This is a genomic window from Azospirillum largimobile (assembly GCF_977007025.2).
In genome coordinates, this window is record NZ_CDRMUA020000004.1 from 698,721 (window position 1) to 723,173 (window position 24,453).

Annotated in this window: 18 protein-coding genes; 10 read left to right on the top strand and 8 right to left on the bottom strand. The window is 68.9% G+C overall.

All coding sequences use genetic code 11. The features are described 5' to 3' along the window. Window positions 1–114 precede the first annotated feature (114 nt). The 7 genes from ACWPKK_RS24520 (at window position 115) to ACWPKK_RS24550 (ending at window position 8,044) form a co-directional block, all read left to right on the top strand. The gene (locus tag ACWPKK_RS24520) at window positions 115–1,095 is read left to right on the top strand and encodes an ABC transporter permease (protein ID WP_324869178.1); all 981 of its coding nucleotides are present in this window, start codon (window positions 115–117) and stop codon (window positions 1,093–1,095) included. Beyond that, the gene (locus tag ACWPKK_RS24525) at window positions 1,092–1,934 is read left to right on the top strand and encodes an ABC transporter permease (RefSeq protein ID WP_452009512.1); all 843 of its coding nucleotides are present in this window, start codon (window positions 1,092–1,094) and stop codon (window positions 1,932–1,934) included. The genes ACWPKK_RS24520 and ACWPKK_RS24525 overlap by 4 nt, the downstream gene beginning before the upstream one ends. A 4-nt stretch (window positions 1,935–1,938) precedes the next feature. Further along, window positions 1,939–3,648, top strand: coding sequence for an ABC transporter ATP-binding protein (locus ACWPKK_RS24530; protein WP_452009515.1), 1,710 nt, complete (start codon window positions 1,939–1,941; stop codon window positions 3,646–3,648). Then, window positions 3,649–4,644 (top strand): ketopantoate reductase family protein, encoded by a 996-nt coding sequence (locus ACWPKK_RS24535; RefSeq protein WP_452009518.1) that lies wholly within the window; start codon window positions 3,649–3,651, stop codon window positions 4,642–4,644. 174 nt (window positions 4,645–4,818) lie between these two features. After that, window positions 4,819–6,060 (top strand): Zn-dependent hydrolase, encoded by a 1,242-nt coding sequence (locus tag ACWPKK_RS24540; RefSeq protein WP_452009521.1) that lies wholly within the window; start codon window positions 4,819–4,821, stop codon window positions 6,058–6,060. Between the two features lie 26 nt (window positions 6,061–6,086). Beyond that, window positions 6,087–7,136 carry a histone deacetylase family protein gene (locus tag ACWPKK_RS24545; RefSeq protein ID WP_452009523.1) on the top strand — a complete coding sequence of 350 codons (1,050 nt, stop codon included), beginning with the start codon at window positions 6,087–6,089 and terminating at the stop codon, window positions 7,134–7,136. Next, window positions 7,136–8,044, top strand: a complete 909-nt coding sequence (locus ACWPKK_RS24550) for a DMT family transporter (protein WP_452009526.1) — start codon at window positions 7,136–7,138, stop codon at window positions 8,042–8,044. The genes ACWPKK_RS24545 and ACWPKK_RS24550 overlap by 1 nt, the downstream gene beginning before the upstream one ends. A gap of 10 nt (window positions 8,045–8,054) precedes the next feature. Here ACWPKK_RS24550 and ACWPKK_RS24555 read toward each other — a convergent pair whose 3' ends face one another. Next, a complete protein-coding gene (locus ACWPKK_RS24555) occupies window positions 8,055–9,080 on the bottom strand; it encodes a hypothetical protein (protein ID WP_452009528.1) in 1,026 nt (341 codons plus the stop codon). A 210-nt stretch (window positions 9,081–9,290) separates the two neighbouring features. Between ACWPKK_RS24555 and ACWPKK_RS24560 the strand changes: the two genes are divergently transcribed. Then, entirely contained in the window at window positions 9,291–10,619 is a 1,329-nt protein-coding gene (locus ACWPKK_RS24560; protein WP_452009530.1) for a GH1 family beta-glucosidase, read from the top strand. Here ACWPKK_RS24560 and ACWPKK_RS24565 read toward each other — a convergent pair. Together ACWPKK_RS24565 and ACWPKK_RS24570 are read right to left on the bottom strand one after the other, a co-directional pair. Then, entirely contained in the window at window positions 10,552–11,310 is a 759-nt protein-coding gene (locus ACWPKK_RS24565; protein ID WP_452009532.1) for a hypothetical protein, read from the bottom strand. The genes ACWPKK_RS24560 and ACWPKK_RS24565 overlap by 68 nt on opposite strands. 215 nt (window positions 11,311–11,525) lie before the next feature. Further along, a complete protein-coding gene (locus tag ACWPKK_RS24570; protein ID WP_452009535.1) occupies window positions 11,526–12,710 on the bottom strand; it encodes a DUF3644 domain-containing protein in 1,185 nt (394 codons plus the stop codon). A 473-nt stretch (window positions 12,711–13,183) separates the two neighbouring features. On the opposite strand from ACWPKK_RS24570, the gene ACWPKK_RS24575 reads away from it, so the two are divergent. Continuing rightward, a complete protein-coding gene (locus ACWPKK_RS24575; protein ID WP_452009537.1) occupies window positions 13,184–13,639 on the top strand; it encodes a Rid family hydrolase in 456 nt (151 codons plus the stop codon). On the opposite strand, the gene ACWPKK_RS24580 is transcribed toward ACWPKK_RS24575, so the two are convergent. Continuing rightward, a complete protein-coding gene (locus tag ACWPKK_RS24580) occupies window positions 13,614–14,594 on the bottom strand; it encodes a LysR family transcriptional regulator (protein ID WP_452009540.1) in 981 nt (326 codons plus the stop codon). The two genes, ACWPKK_RS24575 and ACWPKK_RS24580, sit on opposite strands and share 26 nt — an antisense overlap. Before the next feature lie 211 nt (window positions 14,595–14,805). On the opposite strand from ACWPKK_RS24580, the gene ACWPKK_RS24585 reads away from it, so the two are divergent. Next, a complete protein-coding gene (locus ACWPKK_RS24585) occupies window positions 14,806–18,333 on the top strand; it encodes an indolepyruvate ferredoxin oxidoreductase family protein (RefSeq protein WP_452009543.1) in 3,528 nt (1,175 codons plus the stop codon). A gap of 7 nt (window positions 18,334–18,340) precedes the next feature. On the opposite strand, the gene bcsN is transcribed toward ACWPKK_RS24585, so the two are convergent. The 4 genes from bcsN to ACWPKK_RS24605 are packed head-to-tail and all read right to left on the bottom strand — an operon-like array spanning window position 18,341 to window position 24,441. Further along, window positions 18,341–19,024, bottom strand: a complete 684-nt coding sequence (gene bcsN, locus ACWPKK_RS24590; RefSeq protein ID WP_452009546.1) for a cellulose biosynthesis protein BcsN — start codon at window positions 19,022–19,024, stop codon at window positions 18,341–18,343. Window positions 19,025–19,049: 25 nt separating this feature from the next. Then, window positions 19,050–20,876: a hypothetical protein gene (locus tag ACWPKK_RS24595; RefSeq protein WP_452009548.1), complete on the bottom strand. Its 1,827-nt coding sequence runs from the start codon at window positions 20,874–20,876 to the stop codon at window positions 19,050–19,052. Further along, window positions 20,873–21,946, bottom strand: a complete 1,074-nt coding sequence (locus ACWPKK_RS24600) for a glycosyl hydrolase family 8 (RefSeq protein ID WP_452009550.1) — start codon at window positions 21,944–21,946, stop codon at window positions 20,873–20,875. Before ACWPKK_RS24600 ends, ACWPKK_RS24595 begins: the two co-directional genes overlap by 4 nt. Further along, the gene (locus ACWPKK_RS24605) at window positions 21,943–24,441 is read right to left on the bottom strand and encodes a cellulose biosynthesis cyclic di-GMP-binding regulatory protein BcsB (RefSeq protein WP_452009552.1); all 2,499 of its coding nucleotides are present in this window, start codon (window positions 24,439–24,441) and stop codon (window positions 21,943–21,945) included. Before ACWPKK_RS24605 ends, ACWPKK_RS24600 begins: the two co-directional genes overlap by 4 nt. Between the last annotated feature and the right edge of the window lie 12 nt (window positions 24,442–24,453).

A 24,453-nucleotide genomic window follows, 5' to 3' on the forward strand; every position in this document is an offset into this window, starting at 1 on the left:
CACAAAGCTATGCTTTGTGCTGACGCGGCAGGCGGACCATAGGTCCGCTGAGAGCGGGGGAGGGTCGGGGTGGGGGCATCGGGTGCCGGGGCTCCGCACACAGGATTTACGCCCATGCTGGGATTCGCCCAAATCTTCGCGAGCCGCCTGGTCAAGGCCGCCGTGATCCTGATCGCCATCGTGGTGATGAACTTCTTCCTCGTCCATGCCGCCCCCGGCGACCCGGCCATGGTGATGGCGGGCGAAGCGGGGGCCGCCGACGAGAAGTTCGTCGCGCAGCTGCGCGAGCAGTTCGGGCTCGACCGCCCGATCCTCGAACAGCTCGGCACCTATGTCGGCAAGGTCGTGCAGGGCGATCTCGGCTTCTCCTACCGGCAGCAGCGGCCCGTCTGGGACATCCTGGCGGAACGGCTGCCGGCCACCCTGGTGCTGACGCTGACCGCCTTCCTGCTGGCGCTGGCGCTGGGCGTGGCACTGGGCACGCTGGCCGCCGTCACGGTCGGCACCTGGGCCGACAGCGCCATCACCGTCGTGGCGCTGCTGGCCTACGCCACGCCGATCTACTGGATCGGGCTGATGCTGAGCCTGCTGTTCTCGATCCAGCTGGGATGGCTGCCGGCCTTCGGCTACGAGACGGTCGGGGCGGGCTATACCGGATTGGCGCATGTCGCCGATGTGGGCAAGCACCTGATCCTGCCGGTCATCACGCTGGCCCTGTTCTACATGGCGAGCTACGCGCGCCTCACCCGCGCCTCGATGCTGGAGGTGCGCGGCCTCGATTTCATCAAGACCGCCAAGGCCAAGGGCCTGTCGCAGAGCCGCATCGTCACCCGCCATGTCCTGCGCAACGCCATCCTGCCGGTCATCACGGTGGCGGGCATCCAGGCCGGGCAGCTGGTCGGCGGCTCCATCCTGATCGAGACGGTGTTCGCCTGGCCCGGCATCGGCCGGCTGGCCTTCGAGGCGGTGCTGCAACGCGACTATCAGGTGCTCCTGGGCATCTTCCTGGTCACGTCGATCATGGTCATCCTCTTCAACATCCTGACCGACATCCTCTACGGCCTCGTCGATCCGCGCATCCAGGTGTCCCAATGATGAAGTCCGAATTCTGGCGGGCCTTCGCCCGCAACAAGGGCGCGGTCCTGGGCCTCGTCATCCTGGCGGCCATCGTCGTCCTGGCGGCCTTCGCCTCCTTCCTGTTCCCCAACGATCCGTGGGACATGGCGACCGCCCCGTTCCAGCCGCCGCTGTCGGAGGACGCGCTGCTGGGCTCCGACATGCTGGGACGCGACATCGCCGCCGGCATCGCCCACGGGGCACGGGTGTCGCTACTGATCGGCCTGACCTCCACCGCCGCGGCGCTGGCCATCGGCGTCACGCTGGGGGCGCTGGCCGGCTTCCACGGCGGCCGGGTGGACGACGCCATCATGCGCTTCACCGAGCTGTTCCAGACCATCCCCAACTTCGTGCTGGCGGTGGTGCTGGTCGCCATCTTCACCCCCAGCCTGACCACCATCGTTGCCGCCATCGCCATCGTCAGCTGGCCGCCGCTGGCGCGCCTCGCCCGCGCCGAGTTCCTCAGCCTGCGCACCCGCGAGTTCGTGCAGGCCGCCATCACCACCGGCCAGAGCAACACCACCATCATCCTGCGCCAGATCCTGCCCAACAGCCTGTCGCCGATCATCGTTTCGGCCTCGCTGATGGTGGCGACCGCCATCCTGCTGGAAAGCTCGCTGAGCTTCCTCGGCTTGGGCGATCCCAACGCCATGAGCTGGGGCTACATGATCGGCGCCGCCCGCACGGTGATCCGGCAGGCGTGGTGGATGAGCGTCTTCCCCGGCCTCGCCATCGTGCTGACCGTGCTGGCGCTGAACCTCGTCGGCGAGGGGCTGAACGACGCCCTGAACCCGAAGCTCGCCCGGTCGCGCGGGTGACCCGATGAGCCTGTCCGAACTGACCCGCACCGCGACGGAGACCGCAGCCATGACGACCACGCCTCTTCTCGATGTGCGCGGCCTCAGCATCGCGCTGCCGCCGGGCGCCGACCGCCCGCTGGCGGTGGACAATTTGACCTTCACCCTGAACCCAGACGAGATCCTGTGCGTGGTCGGCGAGTCCGGCTCCGGCAAGTCGATGACCGCGCACGCCATGATGGGCCTGCTGCCCGCCCCGCATGTCCGCGTCGCCGGCGGCAGCCTGCTGTTCAAGGGCAAGGACGTGCTGACGATGCCGGAGGCGGAGCAGCGGTCTTTGCGCGGCGGCCGCATCGCCATGGTGTTCCAGGAGCCGATGACGGCGCTGAACCCGCTGATGCGGGTCGGCCGGCAGATCGGCGAGTCCTTGCGCGAGCACACCGACCTTCCCGCCCCCGCCCGCCGCGCCCGCGTGGTGGAGTTGCTGGCCCAGGTCGGACTGCCAAACCCGGCGGAGCTGGCCGAGGCCTATCCCTTCCGCCTGTCGGGCGGCCAGCGCCAGCGCGTGATGATCGCCATGGCGCTGGCCTGCCAGCCCGACATCCTGATCGCGGACGAGCCGACCACGGCGCTGGACGTCACCACCCAGAAGCAAATCCTCGACCTGATCCGCTCGATCCAGGCCGAACGCCACATGGGCATGATGTTCATCACCCACGACTTCGGCGTGGTGGCGGAGATCGCCCACCGGGTGGCGGTGATGCGCCACGGCAAGCTGGTGGAATACGGCCCGGCGTCCGACGTGCTGAACCGGCCGCAGCATCCCTACACCCGGCAGCTGATCGCCTCGGTCCCTCACTACATCGAACACCGCGACGACCACGCCAAGGCGGGTGCCCCGCTGCTGGTCGCCGACAAGGTGCGCAAGGTCTTCCATGTCGGCGGCGGTCTGTTCAAGAAGTCCAAGGAGGTGGTGGCCGGCGACGACCTGTCGCTGACCATCCATCCCGGTGAGACCGTCGGTCTGGTCGGTGAATCCGGGTCCGGCAAATCGACGCTCGGCCGCTCCATCGTCGGGCTGATCAAGCCGGATTCGGGACGCATCCTGTTCGAGGGCACCGACCTGCTGTCGCTCGACCGCAGGGGCTTCCGGCCCTATCGCCGGGCGGTGCAGATGGTGTTCCAGGACCCCTACGCCTCGCTGAACCCGCGCCACCGCGTCGGCGACATCGTGGCCCAGGGGCCGGTCGCCTTCGGTGAGAACCGGGCCAAGGCGCTCGCCCGCGCGCGGGAACTGCTGGCGATGGTCGGCCTCGACGGATCGGCCGCCGACCGCTACCCGCACGAGTTCTCCGGCGGCCAGCGCCAGCGCATCGGCATCGCCCGCGCGCTCGCCATGGAGCCGAAGCTGCTGGTGGCGGACGAGCCGGTGTCGGCGCTCGACGTTTCGGTGCAGGGGCAGGTGCTGGAACTGCTGGACGACATCCGCAAGCGGCTGAACCTCGCCATGCTGTTCATCACCCACGACCTGCGGGTGGCGGCGCAGGTCTGCGACACCATCGCGGTGATGCGCCGCGGCAAGATCGTGGAGCTGGGTACCGCGCGGCAGGTGTTCACCCATCCGCGCGATGCCTACACCCGCAGCCTGTTGGACGCCATCCCCGGCAAGGCCTGGCACATCCCGGACGACCTGCAGCAAGCCAAGATGGGCTCCGGCTTGGCGGGAGCGCACTGAATGAAGGTTGCCATCATCGGGGCCGGTGCGGTCGGTGGGCTGCTGACCGCCCGGCTGGGTGCCACGGAAGCCGAGGTGACGCTGGTCGCACGGCCGAACGCGGCAACCGCCATCCGCCGCAACGGCCTGACCATGGTGACGCCGCTGAACCGCGTCGCCCGGATCACGCCGCGCGTCACCGACGACAGCCTGTCGCTGGGGCCACAGGACGTGGTGTTCCTGTGCGTCAAGGCCCATGCCCTGCGCGGGACCATCGACACGCTGACCCCGCTGCTGGGGCCGGAGACCGCAATCGTTCCGATGATCAACGGCATTCCCTGGTGGTATCCGCACCGCCAGCCAAAGCCGCTGGCCGACCGGCCGCTCGCCAGCGTCGATCCGGACGGGCTGCTATGGCGCTCCATCGATCCCGACCGGGTGGTGGGGGCGACGACCTTCGTCGCGGTGGAGGGCGACGGTCCTTGCCGGCTGCGCCATGTCAGCGACCAGCGCTTCGTCTTCGGCGATGCGGCAGGCCATGCTGGGGGCCGCGACAATCCGGCGGTGGACCGCATCGTGACGCTGTTCGGGCAGGCGGGCTTTCAGCCGGCGAAGACCACCGACATCCGGCAGGCGATCTGGGTGAAGCTGTGGGGCAACCTTGCCTTCAACCCGCTGAGCGTGCTGACCGGATCGACGCTGGGCCGCCTGTGCAACGATCCCGGCACGCGGGAGACCGGCCGCGCCATGATGCTGGAGGCGAAGGCGGTGGCGGAGCGGCTGGGCGTGGTCTTCACCACCAGCGTGGACGAGCGCATCGCCATGGCCGCCGGCGTCGGCGACTTCAAGACATCGATGCTGCAGGACTATGAGGCCGGCCGCCGGCTGGAGTTGGAGGCGATCCTCGGTTCCGTCATCGAGTTGGCGGAGCGGACCGGCGTGCATGTGCCGATGCTGCGCGCGGTGTTGGCGATGGTCGATCTCAAGGCGCGGGAGCGGCGCGAGGTGGCGGCTTAGCCAAACTCTTGCCCCCACCCTAACCCTCCCCCGCTTCGCAGGGGAGGGGACCAGTGCTGATGCAGGAGAGGGCGGCAGTCCCTCCCCCGCCCAGCGGGGGAGGTTAGGTGGGGGTATCGCCAGCCGCCGCCTCCTCACTCAAACACAACCAATAAACACCACCCGGAGCCACCCATGTCCCTCCCTTCCAACCTGCCGATCGACGCCGACCGCCTGTGGGACAGCCTCGCCGAAATGGCGAAGATCGGCGCCACCGCGAAGGGCGGCAGCTGCCGCCTTGCCCTGTCGGACGAGGACAAGGCCGGACGCGACCTGTTCGTCTCCTGGTGCGAAGCCGCCGGCTGCACCGTTGGCGTCGACCGCATCGGCAACATCTTCGCCCGCCGCAAGGGCCGCGACGACAGCCTGCCTCCGGTGGTGATGGGCAGCCATCTCGACACCCAGCCGACCGGCGGGCGCTTCGATGGCGTATTCGGCGTGCTGGCGGCGCTGGAGGTGGTGCGCTCGCTGAACGACCGCGGGGTGGAAACCCTGCACCCGGTCGAGGTCGCGGTGTGGACCAACGAGGAAGGCTCGCGCTTCTCGCCGCCGATGATGGGATCGGGCGTCGTAACCGGCGTCTTCACGCTGGAGGAGATCCTCGACAAGGTGGCGCAGGACGGTGCCCGTCTGGGCGACGAACTGGTCCGCACCGGCTATGCCGGCGAGGCTCCGGTCGATCATCCGATGCACGCCTATCTGGAGGCCCACATCGAACAGGGGCCGGTGCTGGAGGTCGAGGGCAAGGAGATCGGCGTCGTCACCGGCGCGCAGGGCCAGCGCTGGTACGAGGTTACAGTGACGGGGGTGGAGGCGCATGCCGGCCCGACCCCGATGCGCCTGCGCCGCGACGCGCTGGTCGCCACCTCCGCCATGGTGCAGGCGGTGCAGCGGGTCGGGCTGGAGACCGCCGGCGATCCCTGCGCTACGGTGGGCATCCTCGACGTCCATCCGCATTCGCGCAACGTCATTCCCGGCCGGGTCTTCTTCACCGTCGACCTGCGCCATCCGAATGCCGAGACGCTGGCTGACATGGACCGCCGGTTCCGGGCCGCCGTCGCCGCGATTGCCGAAGACCAGGGCGTGAGCGCCGAGATCGCCGATTTCTGGCATTTCCCGCCGACGCCCTTCGCCAAGCCACTGGTCGATAGGGTGCGCGAGGCGGCGAGCGGCTTCGGATTCAGCCACCGCGACATCGTGTCGGGCGCCGGCCATGACGCCGTGTATGTGGCGGGCAAAGTGCCGACGGCGATGATCTTCATCCCCTGCGAGGACGGCATCAGCCACAACGAGGTCGAAAACATCTCCCCCGCCGACGGCGCGCGCGGCGCCGCCGTGCTGTTCGAAACGCTGGTCGCCACGGCCGGCCGGCCCTGAGCGCATAAGCTCCCGGAGTCCCTCCCATGAAGTTCGTCCATCACCCCGACGCCGCCCTGCACCGCCCCGCCACCTACTTCAACAAGGGCCTGCTGCGCGCCCTGCCGGAGAAGCCGGAGCGGGTCGGTGCGCTGGCCTCGCTGATCGAAAAGCGCGGCGAGACGCTGATCCGGCCCGACGACTACGGCTCCGCCCCGCGTGCCGCCGTCCACACGCCGGCTTATCTCGCCTTCCTGGAAACCGCCCATGCGCGCTGGGTGGCGAAGGGCGACATGGGCGACGTGGTGCTGCCCAACGTCCACCGGATGCAGGCCGCGCCCAACTATCCCACCTGCATCGTCGGGCAGGCCGGCTGGCATATGTTCGACACCGCCTGCCCCATCGGCGCGGAGACCTGGACCGCCACCTGCGCCGCGACCAACGCCGCCATCCATGCGGCCAAGCTGGTCGCCACCGGGGCGGACCGCTCCGCCTACGCGCTGTGCCGGCCGCCGGGGCACCACGCCACCCGCGATATGGCCGGGGGCTTCTGCTATCTGAACCATGTCGCGGTCGCGGCGGAATCGGTGCTGCCGATCCTGCGCGCCCAGGGCCGGGCGGCGCGGGTGGCGATCATCGACGTGGACGTCCATCACGGCAATGGCACGCAGGACATCTTCTATGACCGCGACGACGTGTTCTTCGTCTCGGTCCATGCCGATCCGGCGGAGTTCTATCCGCACATGGCGGGCTATGCGCAGGAGCGCGGGACCGGCCGCGGCGAGGGCTACAACCTGAACCTGCCGCTGCCCATCGGCAGCGACGAGGCCACCGTGCTGGCGACCATCGGCAAGGGGTTGGAGGAGATCCGGCGTTTCGGGCCGGACATGCTGTTCGTTTCGCTGGGCTTCGACACCTTCATCGACGATCCGCTGGCCGCCTTCGGCGTCACCACCCCGGGCTTCGCCCGCATGGGCGCGCTGCTCGCCGCCGCCGGCCTGCCGACGGTGCTGGTGCAGGAGGGCGGATACGCCATCGACGCGTTGTCGGCCAACCTGTCGAGCTTCCTGGATGGCTTCGAAGGCAAGACGGCCTGATGACCGCCATCGCCGCCACCGGTGCCGGCCGCGATCCGGTGAAGTATCTGCTGATCGTCGCCATCAGCCTGTTCTGGGGCATGAACTGGCCGGCGGTGAAGACGATCCTGACGCAGATGCCGATCTTCAGCCTGCGCGCCATCGGCTTCACCGCCGGGGCCGTGCTGCTGCTGGGGGCGGCGCGGCTGGCCGGGCACCGGCTGCGGGTGGAGCGGGCGGAATGGCCGGCGCTGGCGGCGGCAGGGCTGTGCAACGTGCTGGTCTTCAACCTGTGCACAGCACTGGGCCAGAGCCTGATGGCGACCTCGCAGGCGGCGATCATCGCCTTCACCATGCCGGTGTGGGCGACGCTGCTGGCGATCCCGCTGCTGGGTGAGCGGCCGGGCGCGCGGCAGGTCGTCGGGCTGGCCTGCGGGCTGGCCGGGCTGATGGTCCTGCTGGGGCCGGAGGCGCTGTCGGCGCCACCCTCGCAGCTGGCCGGCCCGGCGGTGATGCTGGTATCGGCGCTGGCCTGGGCGCTGGGCACCATCGTGATGAAGCGGCGGGTCTGGCGCAGCAACCCGATGGTCATCACCGGCTGGCAGTATGTGCTGTGCGCCCCGCCGATGATCCTGCTGGCGGCGACGGAGGCAAGGCCGGCGCTGGCCGAGATCCACCCGGCGGTGTGGGCCGGCTTCGCCTGGCACATCGTCTGTTCGATCTGCGCGGCGCAGGCGCTGTGGTACGTCACCGTCCGCCGCCTGACGGTGGGAGAGGCGGCGGTCAGCACCCTGCTGATCCCGGTGGTCGGGGTCGGCGGCGCCGTGCTGCTGCTGGGCGAGCCGGTGACGCTCCGGCTGATGGCGGCGCTGGTGCTGATCCTCGCCGCCGTCGCCTGCGTGCTGGCCGTCAGGCCGAGCCGGCGCTGAGCCCCGGCCCTTACTCCTCGGTGAGGCGGCGGCAGCGCCGCTTCATCATCGCCAGCGCCTCGTCGGCACGGGTGCCGGAGAGGTCGAAGGTCCGTTCGTCGAGCAGCACGCCGTCGGAGTTGTAGGCGCGCACCTGCATCCCCTCCGGCGACTGGGCGACCGACAGGTCAAGGATGCCGTCGCCGGTTTCGTTGCCGGCGATGTCGAGGAAGTCGTTGACCTCGTCGAAGTTGGTGTCCACGTCGTCGGGCCAGACGCCCTCGGCGGTGAAGTCCAGGAGGTCGTTCAGCCCGCCAACCGGCTCGCAGCGCTTCACCCGCGGGTCGGCGGCCCCGACCGCCTCGGCGAAGACGACCATCGACTGGCGGATGCGCTCCTGCTCGATCGGGTCGATCTCCAGCTCCTGCCCATCGTCGGCGAAGCCGAGCTTCAGCGGGTCGGGCATCCCCTCCCCTTCCAGCTCCGCATCCTCCTCGATCACCAGACCGACGACGCCGACCAGCCGGGTGCCGGTGTCGTCGGCGGCGGCCACCAGATCCTGTTCGCGGGCGAAGGTCTCCGCCTCCTCCGGCGAGGAGATCAGGCGGCGCAGCAGGGTGCGGCGGTCGGCGGCCTCCAGGTAGGACAGCGGCTCCGGATCCAGCCACAGCGGCAGAAGCCGCATGTCGGCGGCCTTTTCCAGCAGACCGGCCGAATCGAGCGCCTCCTCGATGATCCCCACCGGCGGCGGCGCGTCCAGCGGACCGTCCACCTCCAGCGCCAGCCAGAACAGGGTGGAGAGGGTCGGGTCGCCCTGCTCGTCGGTGCCCTGCGCGGTTTCGGAGAACGCCTCGACCTCGTCCATGAAGTCGTAGCCTTCCTCCTCGCGCAGCTTGCCCAGGGCCGCTTCGATCACGCCCTGGCGGTTGGCGTCCAGCACCTCGTCCAGCAGGGCGCCGAAGCGCTCGTCGTTGTTGCGCCACAGCCGGACCAGCCGGTCGGCCGGCGTCCCGCTGAACTGGCCGCCCTTGCCGTTGACCCCGTCCTTTTTCGCCATGATGCGCCCGTTCCTTTCTGAATCGCTCGTCCGGTCGGCGAGACCATAGGAGCGGCGCGCCATCCTGTCGACCGCGATATGGTGACGGACCATCCGCCGGAAGGTGGTGCCCGCCGACGGTCCGCGCAGCGACGATTGGCCCCTTCCACCCGGACGGGAAAGAGGTAGGATCCGATCACCCTTTCCTGGCCTTCTTTCGGGTGATCCGCCATGACCGACCGTCCGGTTTTTCCCAAGGACTTCCTGTGGGGCGCCTCCACCTCCGCCTACCAGATCGAGGGCGGGGCCGAGGCCGACGGGCGGGCGCCCAGCATCTGGGATAATTTCTGCAAGCTGAAGGGCCGGGTCGACAACGGCGAGAGCGGCGACGTCGCCTGCGACCACTACCACCGGATGCCGGAGGATGTGGAGCTGATGGCCGCGCTGGGGCTGCAGGCCTACCGCTTCTCCGTCTCCTGGCCGCGGGTGCTGCCGCGCGGGCGGGGGGCGCCGAACGAAAAGGGGCTGGACTTCTACGACCGGCTGATCGACCGGCTGCTGGAGAAGAACATCGAGCCCTGGCTGTGCCTGTATCACTGGGACCTGCCGCAGGCGCTGCAGGACATGGGCGGCTGGACCGGCCGCGACAGCGCCGGCTGGTTCGCCGATTACGCGGCGCTCTGCGCCCGGCGCTATGGCGACCGGGTGAAGCGCTGGGCCACCTTCAACGAGTTCTCCGTCTTCACCCTGTTCGGCTGGGCCTTCGGCTGGGGCGCGCCCAGCATCGCCGACCGCGCCAGCCACCTGAAGACGATCCACCACGTCAACCTCGCCCATGGCGCCGGGGTGGACGTGCTGCGCGCCCTGGTGCCGGGCGCCTCCATCGGCGCGGTGCACAGCGTCCAGCCGATGCGGCCCGAGACCGACCGGCCGGAGGATGTCGAGGCCGCCGCCCTGTTCGACGAGCATTGGAACCGCGCCTTCCCCGACGCCCAACTGCGCGCCCACTATCCGCGCCGCATCGCCGAAGCCATCGAGCCCTATGTGCAGCCCGGCGACATGGCGCGCATCGCCCGGCCGCTGGACTGGTTCGGGCTGAACCATTACGCCCCGGTCTATGGCCGCAAGGACGACAGCCTGATCTGGGGCTTCGGCTTCGGATCGCCGCCGGCGGGGATGAAGCGGACGGCCATCGACTGGCCCTATGACCCCGGCTGCTTCCGCGACACGCTGATCGACCTGACCCGCCGCTACCGCCTGCCGATCTATGTGACCGAGAACGGGTACGGCACCAAGGCGGCGGAGGCGCCGGACGCGGAAGGGTGCGTGGCGGATCCCGAGCGGCTGGCCTACCTCCAGGCCTACATCGCCGCGATGGCGGAGGCGAAGGCGCAGGGGGCCGACGTGCAGGGATATTTCGTCTGGTCGCTGCTGGACAATTTCGAATGGGGCGGCGGCTATGGCACGCGGTTCGGCATCGTCCATGTCGATTTCACGACGCAAGCGCGGACCCTGAAGGACTCGGCGTGCTGGTATTCCGACCTGATCCGCGGGAACTGACGCGGCGCCGGCCCGCCGCCCGGCCGGGAGCGGTGGCGGCGGTTGGAACATCATGGAACGGTTTCGCGGCGCTGTTCCATCCGCCCGCTGCCACGGGGGCGGTTGCGGGGACCGGCGCGGAGGCCGGCTCCGGAGCGCGCGGGCTGTCGCCGCCGGGGGCGACGGTCAGCGCGACCGGCGGGGGCGCGGGGTCTGCCGGTTCGGGCGGCGGGGGCGGTTGCGGGGCCGGCGTCGGGACCGGGGACGGGGCGGGCCGGTCGGACTGCCGGGCGTGTGCCGCCGGTCTGGCCGGGGCGTCGAGGCCGGCGAACAGGCCGAGCCGCTCGGCAAGCCAGCGCACCGTCTTCGGGTCGCCGAGCGACACCAGCCGCTCGATCTGTTCCGTCACCAGGATGCGCAGCGAGGACAGGCGCAGTTCCGCCTCCCGGTTCAATGCCTGCCGTTCCCACCAGACGCGATGGCGGAAATCCCGCGATCCGTAATAGGCCCGCCACAGGGTGGTGCGGCTGCATCCCATGGCGCGGGCGACGTAGAGGAAGGAACTGCCGCGCGCCAGCATCCCGGCGGCCATGATCCATTGTTCCTCGTGGAACTGCGATCCGGGCACCAGCGTCCCGCAGGCCGGCACCGGTGGCTCCTCCGCCCAGCAGGGGAAATGGTCGTCGGGGAGGGTGCGGCTGTCGAGCGGCATGGCGTGGCTCCGCGGGTGGATGGGACCAGCGGGGGAGGGTATAGGAATTTTTTCTGGCTGGGAGTTCTTTTGCCAAAATGATGGGGATTGGTGGTATTCCCGGATCAAGACTATCTAACGGAGGTCTGCAAAGCTCCGAGAACTGGCACGACACCTATGGACTAGGAGACTGGCGGCATTATACTCACCGCCAGCCTCGCCGGGGCGTTACGCTGTTATGCTTTGGCGGGCCTCACCCAGCCTTCGGCCAACTTCTCCATCACCTTCTCAAGCCAACCTTCATACCAGTACCAAGCAGTCGCAACCTGAACGCCATAGCCCTTTGTGGGGTTACGGGCGTCGAGTTGTTCAGCGAGCTTCGAGTGATCGTACATACTGAAAGTAGGGAAGCCAGAATCCTGAACTTTCTTAACGATTTGCGAGGGGAGAAATTTCGGCCGCTCTATCTCCTTCAGAAGAACGCGCTCAACTGCTTCCGCCTCGGGCGAACCTGCCTTCACGAACTCTACAGCCAAATCGGATTTCGCCGCCTTTCCAGAGATCTTGGGCACAAAGGCTACTCGAAAACGAAACTGCGGATCCTTTTGTTCTTCCTCAGTAAGAGCAGTATGAAAGTTATCCATTGCCGTAGCAATATTTGGCGGAAGACTAGAGCCTAGAAGCGTCTTTCGCTGGAGCCCATCAAAAGTCACAAATTGAAGCGCAATTGGCAATCTCTTTTCTAGAGCGAATTGGCGCCCGAACAGTCGTTTTATGGCATCGTTAAAATTTAAACAGCAAGCTTGTAGCTTTGCGCTCAACGCATCATCTATTCTATTGGTAGATCGGTGCTCGATCTCGTTTCTAATTTCGATCAAGAACTTGAGGTTATTGACGACACCAGAGGCAAGCGGACATGATCCAGTTGTGATACACTGGGTTAATTCCCAGTATTTCTCTGCGCCGCTGGGCGTGCGTTCCACCTCACCGCCACGCTTGTGACGATAGTCAATCCCCTCGCGCTTGTAATAGGCATGCATCAAATAAGTCCATGCGATAATCGCCGTGACGATGAACAACTCGGCACGGAAATAGAGCCCAGCGCTGTTGAACGTATGGACCGCTGCAACCATCGCTTCGCGACCCTTTATTAGCAGCTCATCACCTTGGAGATGAAGTCCAGTGTCGGGGTCGATGTTGGGCCAAGCGTCGAGGTAGGCATCCAACTCGTCATCTGTCGCGGCTTTGATGGTCCTATGCTTAGCGCCATCACGAATCTCAGAGATCCTAGCGTGATTTATGGAGCGGGTGGGTCGCGAGAAATAAGCTTGGATATCTTGAGGTACATATGCACGAGCGAGCATCGTCTTAACGAGCGCGACTTCCCATTTCTCAAGCGTGTTTCCGGGTCTCCTTGGCATAGGCCCCTCTCATAAATGACTTACGGAAAAGTTTAGTAGTGTTATCAAGCACAATTGGTAAACAAAAAGTGCAATTTTACTCTTAATTCGCCGATATGCTTAGGAAAAGGTCGCAACGCGCAAGTGACTGTGAGGCGTAAAATCCACCGTAAATGATGGTAGCTTCGGCTAAAAATCTGCCTCCTGTGGAAGGCACGATACTGCTCCCTTTGGAACCTTCTTAACCAGTCTATCGCCTGGAAGACCGCGACAGCCGCACAGGGGGCACACAGGTCCAACTGTCGGGAGCCAGCGCCGATCCGGCCACCGCTGCTCCACGCGGAGAGCCCCCGGCAGACCGGAACACTCCGCCAACGGCATTTGAGCACGATCAATTCGGCAGGAATGCGGTTTGAAGGACGCCTCGGATTGTGGCGATCATTTGCCGGCGCTGGACCGCTGGAGGGATCAGCCACCGACCGAGGAGACACGACATGCAGACCACCGCCGCCATCAAGAAGGAAGCCGCGTATCTGGGCGTTCCGTGGGAAGACGCCTATGGCTATGCCCAGGCGATCAAGGTTGGGAACACCATCCGCGTCTCCGGCCAGCTGAGCCATGACAGCGATGGGAAGCTGGTCGCGCCCGCCGCCCTGAACGACCAGGGCCGGCCCGCCGATTTCTCCACGATGGAGCAGCAGATGCGCACCACCTACGCCAATGCGGCCAAGCTGCTGGCGCAGTTCGGCGCGAGCCTGGACAATGTGGTGGAGGAAACGCTGTTCGTTCTGGACGTCGATGCCGCGTTCGCCGTCGCGGCCAAGGTCCGCGGCGAAGCCTACAACACGGCGCGTCCGCAATGCGCCAGCAATCTGATCGGCGTGACGCGCCTCGCCTTTCCCGAACAGATCATCGAAATCACCTTCACCGCGGTGCTGCCGGAAACCTGAGCGGACGCCAGGGGCCATCGGGCTCGGCGACCGGGCCGGACGGGTTTCCCAGACGGCCCTCGACGAGATCGCGGTGTTGGCCGATGGCCTCGATGCAATGGCTCATGAACGCATAGACACGGCCCGACCGGCGGATATCGGGATGGGTCAGAAGCCACAGGTCGTCGTCGAGCGCCGGCTCGACCGGTCCGACGCGTTGGATGTCGGGCGACAGGTCGCCAAGCATGCAGGGCAGATAGCCCACGCCCAGGCCGGCGGCGATGGCCGCCGCAGCACCCGCGACCGAATCCGTGCGGTAGCCGATGGCGTCCCGCGGCACGCGCGCCTCGACGAACCCGGACGCCTTCAGGCCCGACAGCTTGCCGCCGTACGACACCCATTGCCGGTCCGCCATCGGCAGGGCCCCGGACAAGGGCGCGGCGGACCCGGAACAGGCGGCGTAGGGAGCCCAGGCAATGGTGGCGACCTTCCGCCCGAACAGGTTCTCCGGGGGCGTTTCGGTGGCGCGGACCGCGATATCCGACTCGCCGCGGGCAAGGTTCAGCGCCCCGTTTCCGACGGTCACCTCCACGCTGACCGCGGGATTCCGCGCTTTGAACGACGCGATGACGGGCGTCAGGAAGTAGAACAGGATCGAATCACTGGTCGTGATGCGCAGGTCGCCTGCATGGCCCTGGGTGTGGCCGGACACCCGCCTCGCCACGCTGACCACGTCCAGTTCGACGCGCTCGGCGAGGGCGACGATCTCCTCGCCCTGCGCGGTCGCCACATATCCCGTCCGGCGCCGGTCGAAAAGCGCGACGCCAAGAACCTCCTCGACCTTCGCCAAACGTCGCGCGATGGTCGATCCGTTGAGGCCGAGCATCCCGGCGGCCGGCGCCAAGGCTCCGGTGTGGGCGATGGCGCGGACGATGCAGAGGTCGTCCCAGGACAGCCTGTCGATCAGAGCGCTCATGCAGTTCCTTGACCCTGCAGGGTGTTTGAAGGCGAAGCTCCCCCCTCCATGCCACAAGGCCCGCCTCCGGCGGCGCAAAAACTTCGCTGGATATTGCAACAATCCGCAACAGGATTTTCCGGACACCCTCGTTCCCCGCCCAACCCGCAAAATCATTTGCCTGCGAAGGGCGCACACTCGTCCCAACGAACGATAATCGAGGGAACGAGACATGGACGGCATGCCGACGGGCCTGCGGGCGGAGCGCGATCCCGGCCAAACCCCTGAGCGGATCGACCGCAGCTATCGCCTGGACGACCGCTACAGCCGCGCCGGGGGGCAGGTCTATCTGTCGGGGACGCAGGCGCTGGTCCGGCTGCTGCTGCTCCAGGCGGAGAGCGACCGGCGGGCCGGGCTGAACACGGCGGGATTCGTCAGCGGCTATCGCGGGTCGCCGCTGGGCGGGCTGGATCAGGCGCTGTGGCAAGCGCGCGCGCATCTGGACGCCCATGCCATCCGCTTCGTCCCCGGCGTCAACGAGGATCTGGGCGCCACCGCCGTCATGGGGACCCAGCAGGTCGAATCCTCGGGCGAGGGCACCGTCGATGGTGTGTTCGGCATGTGGTACGGCAAGGGGCCGGGGGTGGACCGCTCCGGCGACGTGCTGAAACATGCCAACGCCTATGGCAGCTCGCCGCGCGGCGGGGTGCTGGCGGTGGCCGGCGACGACCATGGCTGCGTGTCGTCCAGCATGCCGCACCAGAGCGACCTCGCCATGATCGCCTGGTCGATGCCGGTGCTGAACCCGGCCGGCATCCGCGACTATCTGGACTTCGGGCTGTACGGCTATGCCCTGTCGCGCTTCTCCGGCGCCTGGGTCGGGTTCAAGGCGATCTCGGAATCGGTGGAAAGCTCTGGCACCGTGCGGATCCCGGCGCTGGAGGGCGGCTTCCTGCCGGTGGCCTTCGATCCGCCGCCGGGGGGCCTGCATTACCGCTGGCCCGACCTGCCCAGCCTCGCCATCGAGGAACGGCTGGCCGCCAAGGTCGCGGCGGTGAAGGCCTTCGCCCGCGTCAACCGCATCGACCGGACGGTGCTGGGCCGGGGCGGCTGGCTGCGCATCGTCACCACCGGCAAGGCGCATCTCGACCTGATGGAGGCGCTGCGGCTGCTCGGAATCGGGCCGGCGGAGGCGGAGCGGATCGGGCTGTCGGTCCACAAGATCGGGCTGTCCTGGCCGCTGGAGCCGGACTTCGCACTGGCCGCCGCCCGCGGCGCCGACGAGGTGCTGGTGGTGGAGGAGAAGGCGCCTGTCGTCGAGGGGCAGCTGAAGGACCTGCTGTTCCACCTGCCGGCCGGGGAGAGGCCGCGCGCCGTGGTCGGCAAGACCGACGAGTTCGGTGCGCCGCTGCTGCCCGCCACCGGGGAGCTGCGGCCGTGGATCGTCGCCAAGGCGCTGGTGGAGCGCATCCGCCACCGCTTTCCGGAGAAGGATTTTTCGGCGCGGCTGGCGGAGCTGCTGCCGGGGGAGGCGCCTATCGCCCCTGCAATCAATCCTGCTCTGGCGCGCACTCCCTATTTCTGCTCCGGCTGTCCGCACAACAGCTCGACCAAGGTGCCCGACGGCAGCAAGGCGATGGCCGGCATCGGCTGCCACTTCATGGCGTCGTGGATGGACCGCGACACGGTGGGGCTGAGCCAGATGGGTGGCGAGGGCGTCAGCTGGATCGGGCAGGCACCGTTCAGCAAGCGGCCGCACATCTTCCAGAATCTGGGCGAGGGCACCTATTTCCATTCCGGCCTGCTGGCGATCCGGCAGGCGGTGGCCGCCAAAATCAACATCACCTACAAGATCCTGTTCAACGACGCCGTCGCCATGACCGGCGGCCAGCCGGTGGACGGTCCGATCTCCGTCGACGCCATCACCCGCCAGCTGGCGGCGGAGGGCATCACCCGCATCGCCGTGGTCAGCGACGCGCCGGAGAAATACGACAGCCGCAGCGGCCTCGCCCCCTTCACCACGGTGCATCACCGCGAGGAACTCGACGCCGTGCAGCGCGAGATGCGCGATATTCCCGGCGTTACGGCAATCGTCTATGAGCAGACCTGCGCGGCGGAGAAGCGGCGGCGGCGCAAGCGCGGCACCATGGCCGACCCTGCGCGGCGGATGGTGATCAACGATCTGGTCTGCGAAGGCTGCGGCGATTGCGGCAAGAAGTCGAACTGCCTGTCGGTGCAGCCGAAACAGACCGAGTTCGGGGTGAAGCGGCAGATCGACCAGTCCAGCTGCAACAAGGATTATTCCTGCGCCGACGGCTTCTGCCCCAGCTTCGTGTCGGTGGTGGGCGGCAGTTTGCGCAAGCCGGACCCGGACCGGGTGGCCGCGCGCTTCGCCGAGGATCTGGCGGCGCTGCCGCTGCCGCGGTATGGCGCGGCCGGAGATTTGGCGGAGGATTTGGCGGAGATCCTGATCGTCGGGGTCGGCGGCACCGGCGTCGTCACCATCGGCGCGGTGCTGGCGATGGCGGCGCATCTGGAGGGCAAGGCGTCCTCGGTGCTGGACTTCATGGGCTTCGCGCAGAAGGGCGGCGCGGTCTACAGCTATCTGCGGGTGGCTGGGGATGCGGCGCTGCTCCATCAGGCGCGGATCGACCCGAAGCGGGCGCAGCTGGTGCTGGCCTGCGACACGGTGGTCGCGGCCTCGCCCGACGCGCTGAAGACGGTGCGGCTGGGGCGGACGCGGGTGGTGGCGAACGCCCATGTGGCGCCGACCGGGGCCTTCACCCGCGACGGCGCCAAGCTGCCGGATGCGGGGGCTCTGCTGCGCAGCCTGCGCCGGGCGGCGGGGGCCGAGCAGGTCGAGGTGGTGGACGCCAACCGGGTGGTGACCGCGCTGTTCGGCGACAGCATCCTCGCCAACGTCTTCCTGATGGGCGTCGCCTTCCAGAAGGGGCTGCTGCCGGTCGGGCTGGAGGCGCTGACCCGCGCCATCGAGCTGAACGGCACCGGCGTCGCCGCCAACCTGCGCGCCTTCGCCTTCGGCCGCCTCGCCGCGCACCGGCCGGAGGTTCTGGCGGGGCTGGGGGTGGAGGAAGAGGCACCGGCCGGCGATCTCGCCGGCATCGTGGAGCGGCGGGCGGCGTTCCTGGCGGAGTATCAGGACGGCGCCTATGCCGAGCGTTATTACGCGCTGGTGGAGCGGGCGCGGCAGGCGGAGGACCGCGTGGCTCCCGGTTCGACCGCGCTGGCCGAGGCGGTGGCGCGCAGCGCCTTCAAGCTGATGGCCTACAAGGACGAGTATGAGGTCGCCCGGCTGCACAGCGATCCGGCCTTCGCCAAGAGCCTGAAGGAGCGGTTCGAGGGGGATTGGAAGCCGGTCTTCCACCTCGCCCCTCCCCTGCTGTCGCGCGACACCAACGGCTATGGCGAGCCGCGCAAGATGGCGCTGGGCGCCTGGATCCTGCCGGTGTTCCGCGGGCTGGCGGCTTGCAAACGGCTGCGCGGCACGGCGCTCGACCCGTTCGGCTACACGGCGGAGCGCAGGATGGAACGCGCGCTAGTCGCCCGCTATGAGGCGACGGTGGCGGAGATCGCGGAGCGGCTGTCAGCGGACAGGCTTGCCACCGCGGTGGAACTGGCCGCCCTGCCGCATGAGATCCGCGGCTTCGGGCCGGTCAAGCAGCGCGCGTGGGAGGCGGTCGAGCCGCGCTGGCGGGCGCTGGAGGAGCGGCTGCGGCGGGGCGAAGCGCGGGCGGCGTGATCCTCTCCTACAGGCCGCCCAGGTCGAGGGATTCCAGCACGGTTTCCGGCAGGGTCAGCGTCATCGCCTCGAACGGCGCCAGCAGGGCGCGGATGTTGGAGCCGACGCCGCAGACCCGGTAGTCCAGCCGGATCGCCTCGATCCGTTCCGGCAGCGTGCGCTTGTGGTCGGTGATCAGCTGCCACGCCAGCACGCAGCTGTTCTCGCCGTCCTGGGCGGTCACGTAGTCGTAGTCGCCGTAACGGTTGCGGCGGGCGCCGTCGGCGACCTTGATGCGCATGTCCGGGAACTCGCGCTTCGTCGTCTCGGTCAGCGTCTCCATGGTGTAGAGCGGGACCGGGAAGACGCGCGCCGGCTGGACCAGGGCGCCGAACAGGCTGTCGGGCAGGGTTTGCACGTCCACGGTCAGGCGGTTCTCGCCCGGCAGCACGGTGGGGTTGCCCAGCGCCACGACGTAGCTCTTGTAGACGGTGCCGGTGTCGCGCATGCGGGCGGCGACGATGGGGAAGTCGCGGCTGTCCGGCAGCGTCACCGGCAGTGCCGTCGGCTGGATGCGGCGCCAGGGGGTGGGCGCCTGGGTCAGGTTGTCGCGCACCCAGCCGGCGCAGCCCGAAGTCAGCAGGGTGACGGCGGCCAGCGTCGCCAGCAGGACGGTGCGTGACTTCAAAGTCTCGGGCGGAGTCTCGGGCATCGGGGCTCCCTTACCAGTCATGCCCTTACCAGTCATGATAGATCGTCTTCCAGGTGATGGTGACGCCTTCGCGCGATTCCTCGGTGCTCAGCCGGTCGTCGATGGCCTTGAACTGGTCATAGGCCTCGTCGTAGCGCATCAGGTTGTAGAGCGCCCAGCCGCGCAGGATGCCGAGATTGCGCGGTTCCGGCTCCAGCTGCTTGCGGGCGTCGAGCAGGCGCAGCACGTCGTTGTAGCGCTTGTCCTCCAGCGCCCGGTTGGCCTCCGTCGCCATCAGCGAGGCGCGGATTTCCGCCTTCTGCGCCGCCGTCATGTTGGCGCGCGGCAGGTCGCGGGCCAACCCGGCGACATCGCCGGTCGCCAGACGCGCGATGGCCTGCCCGTAGGCGTTCTCCTGCGCCAGGGTCGCCGTCTGCGGCAGGCCGCCGGCCGACGGTGTGCGGGAGGGGGCTTGCGCTCCGGCCGAAGCAGCGCCGGCCGACGCGCCGCCTTTTGCCGGCTCGCGCGCGGCCAGCACCTGCGCCTCGGCGAAGGCGGCTTCGGCCTCCGACGGACGTTTCAGCTCCAGCAGGCACCAGCCGCGCTGCTGAAGCAGGGCGGCGGTCGGGCCGCTCTTGGCGATGGAGGCGCGGATGATGGCGATGCAGGCGGCGTAGTCCTGGCGGGCCAGCGCCCGGTCCAGCTCGCTCGGCCCCTGCGGACCGCCGCGCCCGCCGCCGGCGGGTCCGCGCGGCGGGTCAACCGCCTTCAGTGCCTGATCGACGCGATTCGACTTGCCCTTCCACGGCGCGGCGGCGGCGCGGGCCTGCGCCTTCTCGCCCAGGCCGTTGTAGGCCAGCACCAGACCTTCCGCCGCCCGGTCCGACGGCGCCCAGCCATTGGCCTGGGAGAACCAGCCCTGCGCCTCGGCAAAGTTCTTCTGCTTCTGGAAATACCAGCCGAGCGCGATGGCGCCGTCGGCGTCCTGCTTGTCGCGGATGATGCCCTGGACGCGCGACAGGTCGGCGGCGGACAGGGCGCCGGCCTTGGCGTTGCCCAGGCGCTCCAGCAGGCGGCCGGTCTCCAGTTCCGCCTCGGCGGCACGGACGGTGGAGTAATCCTCCCCCGTCGCCGGGTTGGCGGTGGCGCCGAGCGCCGTCAGTTCGCGCAGCCGGTCGGGGCTGAGGTAGCGCGATGCCTTGAAGATGGTGTCGCGCCGCTCCTTGGCCTTGGGGCAGCTGGTGACGATGGTCTTGTAGGTCTCGAAGGCCCGGTCGGTCTGCTTCAGCTCGGCATGGGCCTCGGCGAGGCGCCAGGCATTGTCCAGCCGGTTGCAGGCCACCGCCTCCGGGTTGGCGGCGGCGGCGTCGACCACCTCCTGCCAGCGCTTGGTGTCGCTGGCCGAACGGATGCGCCCGGCGCTCTCGGCGAGGTCGAGTTCCTGCAGAAGCTTGTCCGACGGCTGCCAGGAGGGCGAGTTGCGGCGCTGCTCGGCGATGGCGGCGCGCGCCTCCGCCACCTTGCCGGCCGATACCAGATTCCAGAACGGGGTCTCGTCGACACCGGGGGTGGTCGCCTGTGGTGCGAACAGGTCCTTGGGCGGTTCCCAGGTCGGATCGAGGGCGCGCAGGCGGGCGATCTCCGCCTCCAGCCTTTCGCCGTCGCCGATGCGGGCGTAATAGCGCAGCGCCGTCTCGTCCACCTTGCCGGCGGCGGGGGCGGAGCCGCTGCCGGGGGCCGGCGCCACCTCCACCTTCACGCCGGGGGCAAGCGCGCGGCCGCCGCCGTGCGATTGCGCCCAGGCACCGCTCCCGCCGCCGAGCGCGGCGATGCCGGCAAGAAGAAGGGTCGAAAGAAGGACGGGACGGGTCACGGGTCGATCCCCAGGCTCTGGGCCGCCAGCGCGGAGAGGTGGAACAGGGTGGTGGAGTAATAGTCTTCGTCGGGCGCCAGCGGCGGCACGGTCACCATGTCGCCGGCTCCTGCCCCAGCGCCGGCAAGTCGGCAGGCCAGCCGGTAGACCGCGAGCATGCCGACCGATGCCGCCACCTGCGTGGTGGTGCCGCCCGGCAGCGAGACGGTGGCGGGTACCGTCGATCCGCCGAACTTCGCCACCAGATCGGCGTAGGGGCGGAAATAATAGGGATCGCGGTAGCCGTCCCAGGCCAGATAGAGCGGCACGCGCACGGCGTCGTAGCCATACTGCTTCTTGAAGCCGTCGGCGACGGTGACCGTGCCGGCGGCGTCCAGCGCCATCCAGTCCGGCGGCAGCTGGAACCCGCCGAAGCGCGCCTTCGACAGCAGGACCAGACCGGCGTCGGTCAGCTTGCCCCAGCGTTCCCCACCCGGCAGAGCGGCGAAGGCGCGGATGGCCGGGAAGATCCAGTAGCTGGGGTTGAGGACCAGCGTGTCGCCCTTGCGGAAGCCGTCGCGTCCCGGCAGCAGGACGGTCAGCCCGGCATGGTCCACCAAAAGCCCGGATTCGAGCGCCTTGACGATCGCGACGGCGGCGGTGCGGTAGGCCTCGGTCTTCCACAGCTCGGCGGCGCGCAGCAGGGCCCAGGCGATCAGCATGTCGCCGTCGGATGCGTTGTTGCGGTCGGTGACGCCGCCGTCCGGCGTCCAGCGCCATGCCACCAGCCCGTCGCCGCGCACCATCAGCGTGCGCTGGGTCCAGCCCCACATCCGGTCGAAGGCGGCGCGGTCGCCCGCCGCCACGGCCAGCAGCATGCCGTAGCCCTGCCCTTCGGAATGGCTGATGCCCTTGTTGCCGGTGTCGACGATCCGCCCGTCCGGCTGCAGGAAGCGGTCCGCATAGCGCCGCCATGACGCCGCGTCGAAGGGGGCGGCGAAGGCGCCGGCCGGAAATGCCGCCGACAGACCTGCCGCCGCCAATCCCAGGGATGCCGTCCCGATCAGCACGTCACGCCGCGATGGGGTCATGGCCCGCTCCGTTCCTGGTGTCCATGCTTCAGCAGAAGACGCATGCTGACCGTCAGCACCACCGCCGTCCCCAGCAGCAGGGCGAACAGAAGCTCGATCCGCTGCGACAGGTTGCGGGCCAGGATCAGGATCAGGTTGCCGATGTCAAAAGGATTGAGAATGATCTGGTAGGGGTGGGACGCCTCCAGCGTGGTGACGGCCGGCGCCGCACTGCTCCACAGCGCCCCGCCGCCGCGCAGCTTGTCCCACAGCCCGGCCTCCCCCAGGCTGCGCATGGCGCGGTCGATGGAGCGGGGATCCGACGCGGTCAGCAGGGTCCAGGTCAGCGGATCGGCACCGGGCGCGCGGTATTGCAGCAGGGCGGCTTCCGGCAGCTGGTCGGCATTCTCGGTCAAGGCGACGACATCGACCGGCGCATCCTCCACCGTCCAGTGGTTGATGTAGCGGGCGGCGGCGGCCATGACCCGCCGCGCCCAGTCGGGAACCCAGCCGGCGGAGGCGGACGAGGCGTCCTTGGCCTCGCCGGCCATCCGCTGCCAGCGGTTCTGGGCGCCGCCGTCGGCGGCCTGAGCCGTCCCGGCGAAGCCCAGCGGCGACGGCACGGCACCGGGCCGCGCTATGCCCGGACGGGCGGCGCTGCCCGACCAGCCCAGCCGCAGCCGGTCCACCAAAGCGCGGCGGTCGGCCGCCGCCATCGGCTCCCCCCGCGCGCTGGCCTGGGCGATCAGGGCCCCGGCCTCCAGCAGGCCGGCGAGACGGTCGGCGGGAAGGGGGGCGGAGGCGAAGACGGCCTGCGGCAGGGCCGCGACCGGGCCGACGATCAGGGCGTTGTCGTCCGGCGCGCCGTCCCAGCCGGTGTAGGGCACCACCGCCATCAGGTCGCCCGCCCGCTGCGCCAGCCGGGCGGTCAGGCTCCAGGCCGCGCCGAACCAGGCGGGCTCGCGTCCGACGACCACGAGGTCGAAGGGGGCCGCCGGCTCCCCGCCGGCGAGGCCGCCATAGGGATAGGCGGTGTTGGCGAAGCCGCCCAGGCTGGGCAGCGTGACGAGCCGGGCGAAGCCGGGGATTTCGATGCTGGAGCTGTCGAGCAGGGTGAAGGTCGGGCGCCGTACCGCGAAGACGCAGTCGGTGCCGCCGGCCGGCGGCAGTTCGGCCTCGACCTCGATCACGTTGGGGCCGGGACGGAACATCGCCATCGGCAGCGGCATCTCGCCATTGTCGATCACGCCGCTGGACCGCTTGTCGACCTCGATGGCGCCCGCCGACTTGCCGTTCACCCGGACGTTCAGCACGGCGCCGGGGCCGAGATTGCCCTCGAACGCGGCGTTGACGTGGAACAGGATGGAGCGGTCGCTGACCGGGGCGAAGCCGGTGGGCAGCGTCAGGGTGAAGCGGCCGGCATAACGGTAGCCGCTGTGCTGGACGGTCGGGAAGCCCAGCTCCGACAGGCGGTAGCGTCCCTCTGCCTGTACCGGCGGATGCGGCAGGGGTGCCGGCGGGCCCGCGTCGGTGACGATCATGGCGGATTGGGTCGGCAGCGGCCGGGAAACGTCGGCCAGCCGCATCACCGCCAGATCGACTTCCTGCTGCGTGCGGCCGGAGGCGACGGCGACGAAAGCCCCGCCGCCGGAAGCGGGGAGCGGATAGATTGCCAGGAAGGGGCCGGTGATGGCGGCGGCCCGCGCCTCGCCCAGCAGCGGGGCGATGCGGTCGCGGGTGCCGATCAGCACGTTCTTGCCGCCCGGCAGCGGAAGGGTTTCCAGCGACGGCGCGCCGGAGGCTCCAGGCTTGGCGGCGGACTGTGCCGGCACCGCCATCACCTGCGGAGTCTGGTCGCCCAGCAGCAGGCCGTAGGACTGCGCCACCATCGCGCCCCAGCCGAGATGGTCGGCATCAATCTCGTTGCCGGGATGGAGGATGGCCAGCGGTTCGCGCGCCCGGTCGGCCGCGACCAGCAGATGCCGCATCATGGCGAGGTCGGGTTGGGGAACGCCGCCGTCCGACACCAGCGTCAACGACGAGGCGGCGAGGTTCACCCGCGCCCACAGGTCGTAGGTGCCGCGGACCGTGCAGATGGCGCGGTGCTGCGCGTTGGTCTGGAAGACGATCTGGTTCTCGCCCGGCCGCATCAGGCTGGCCGGCAGGGTGATCGAGGCGTTGACCGGACCCTTGAAGGCGGACAGCGGCAGGTCGGCCACCGGCGAGCCGTTGATGTAGACCGACATCGATCCCTTTTCGGGCAGGATGTCGATGCCGTTCTCGTAGGTCAGCGCCAGAACGACGGAGGTCAGGCCCACCACCGGCGGCAGGACGGCGCGCAGGGCCGCCGTCTCCGTCTCGCCATGCAGGGTGACTTCCGGCTGGCCGTCGCGCAGGTTCGACAGGGGGATCACCCGCTTGTCGGCCGCCATCACGGGCGCAGCAAAGCCGATCCACAGGGACAGCAGAGCCAGCAGGACCCAGCCGGACCGGCAGATGCCGGTATGATGTCGCATGCCCGCCATGCC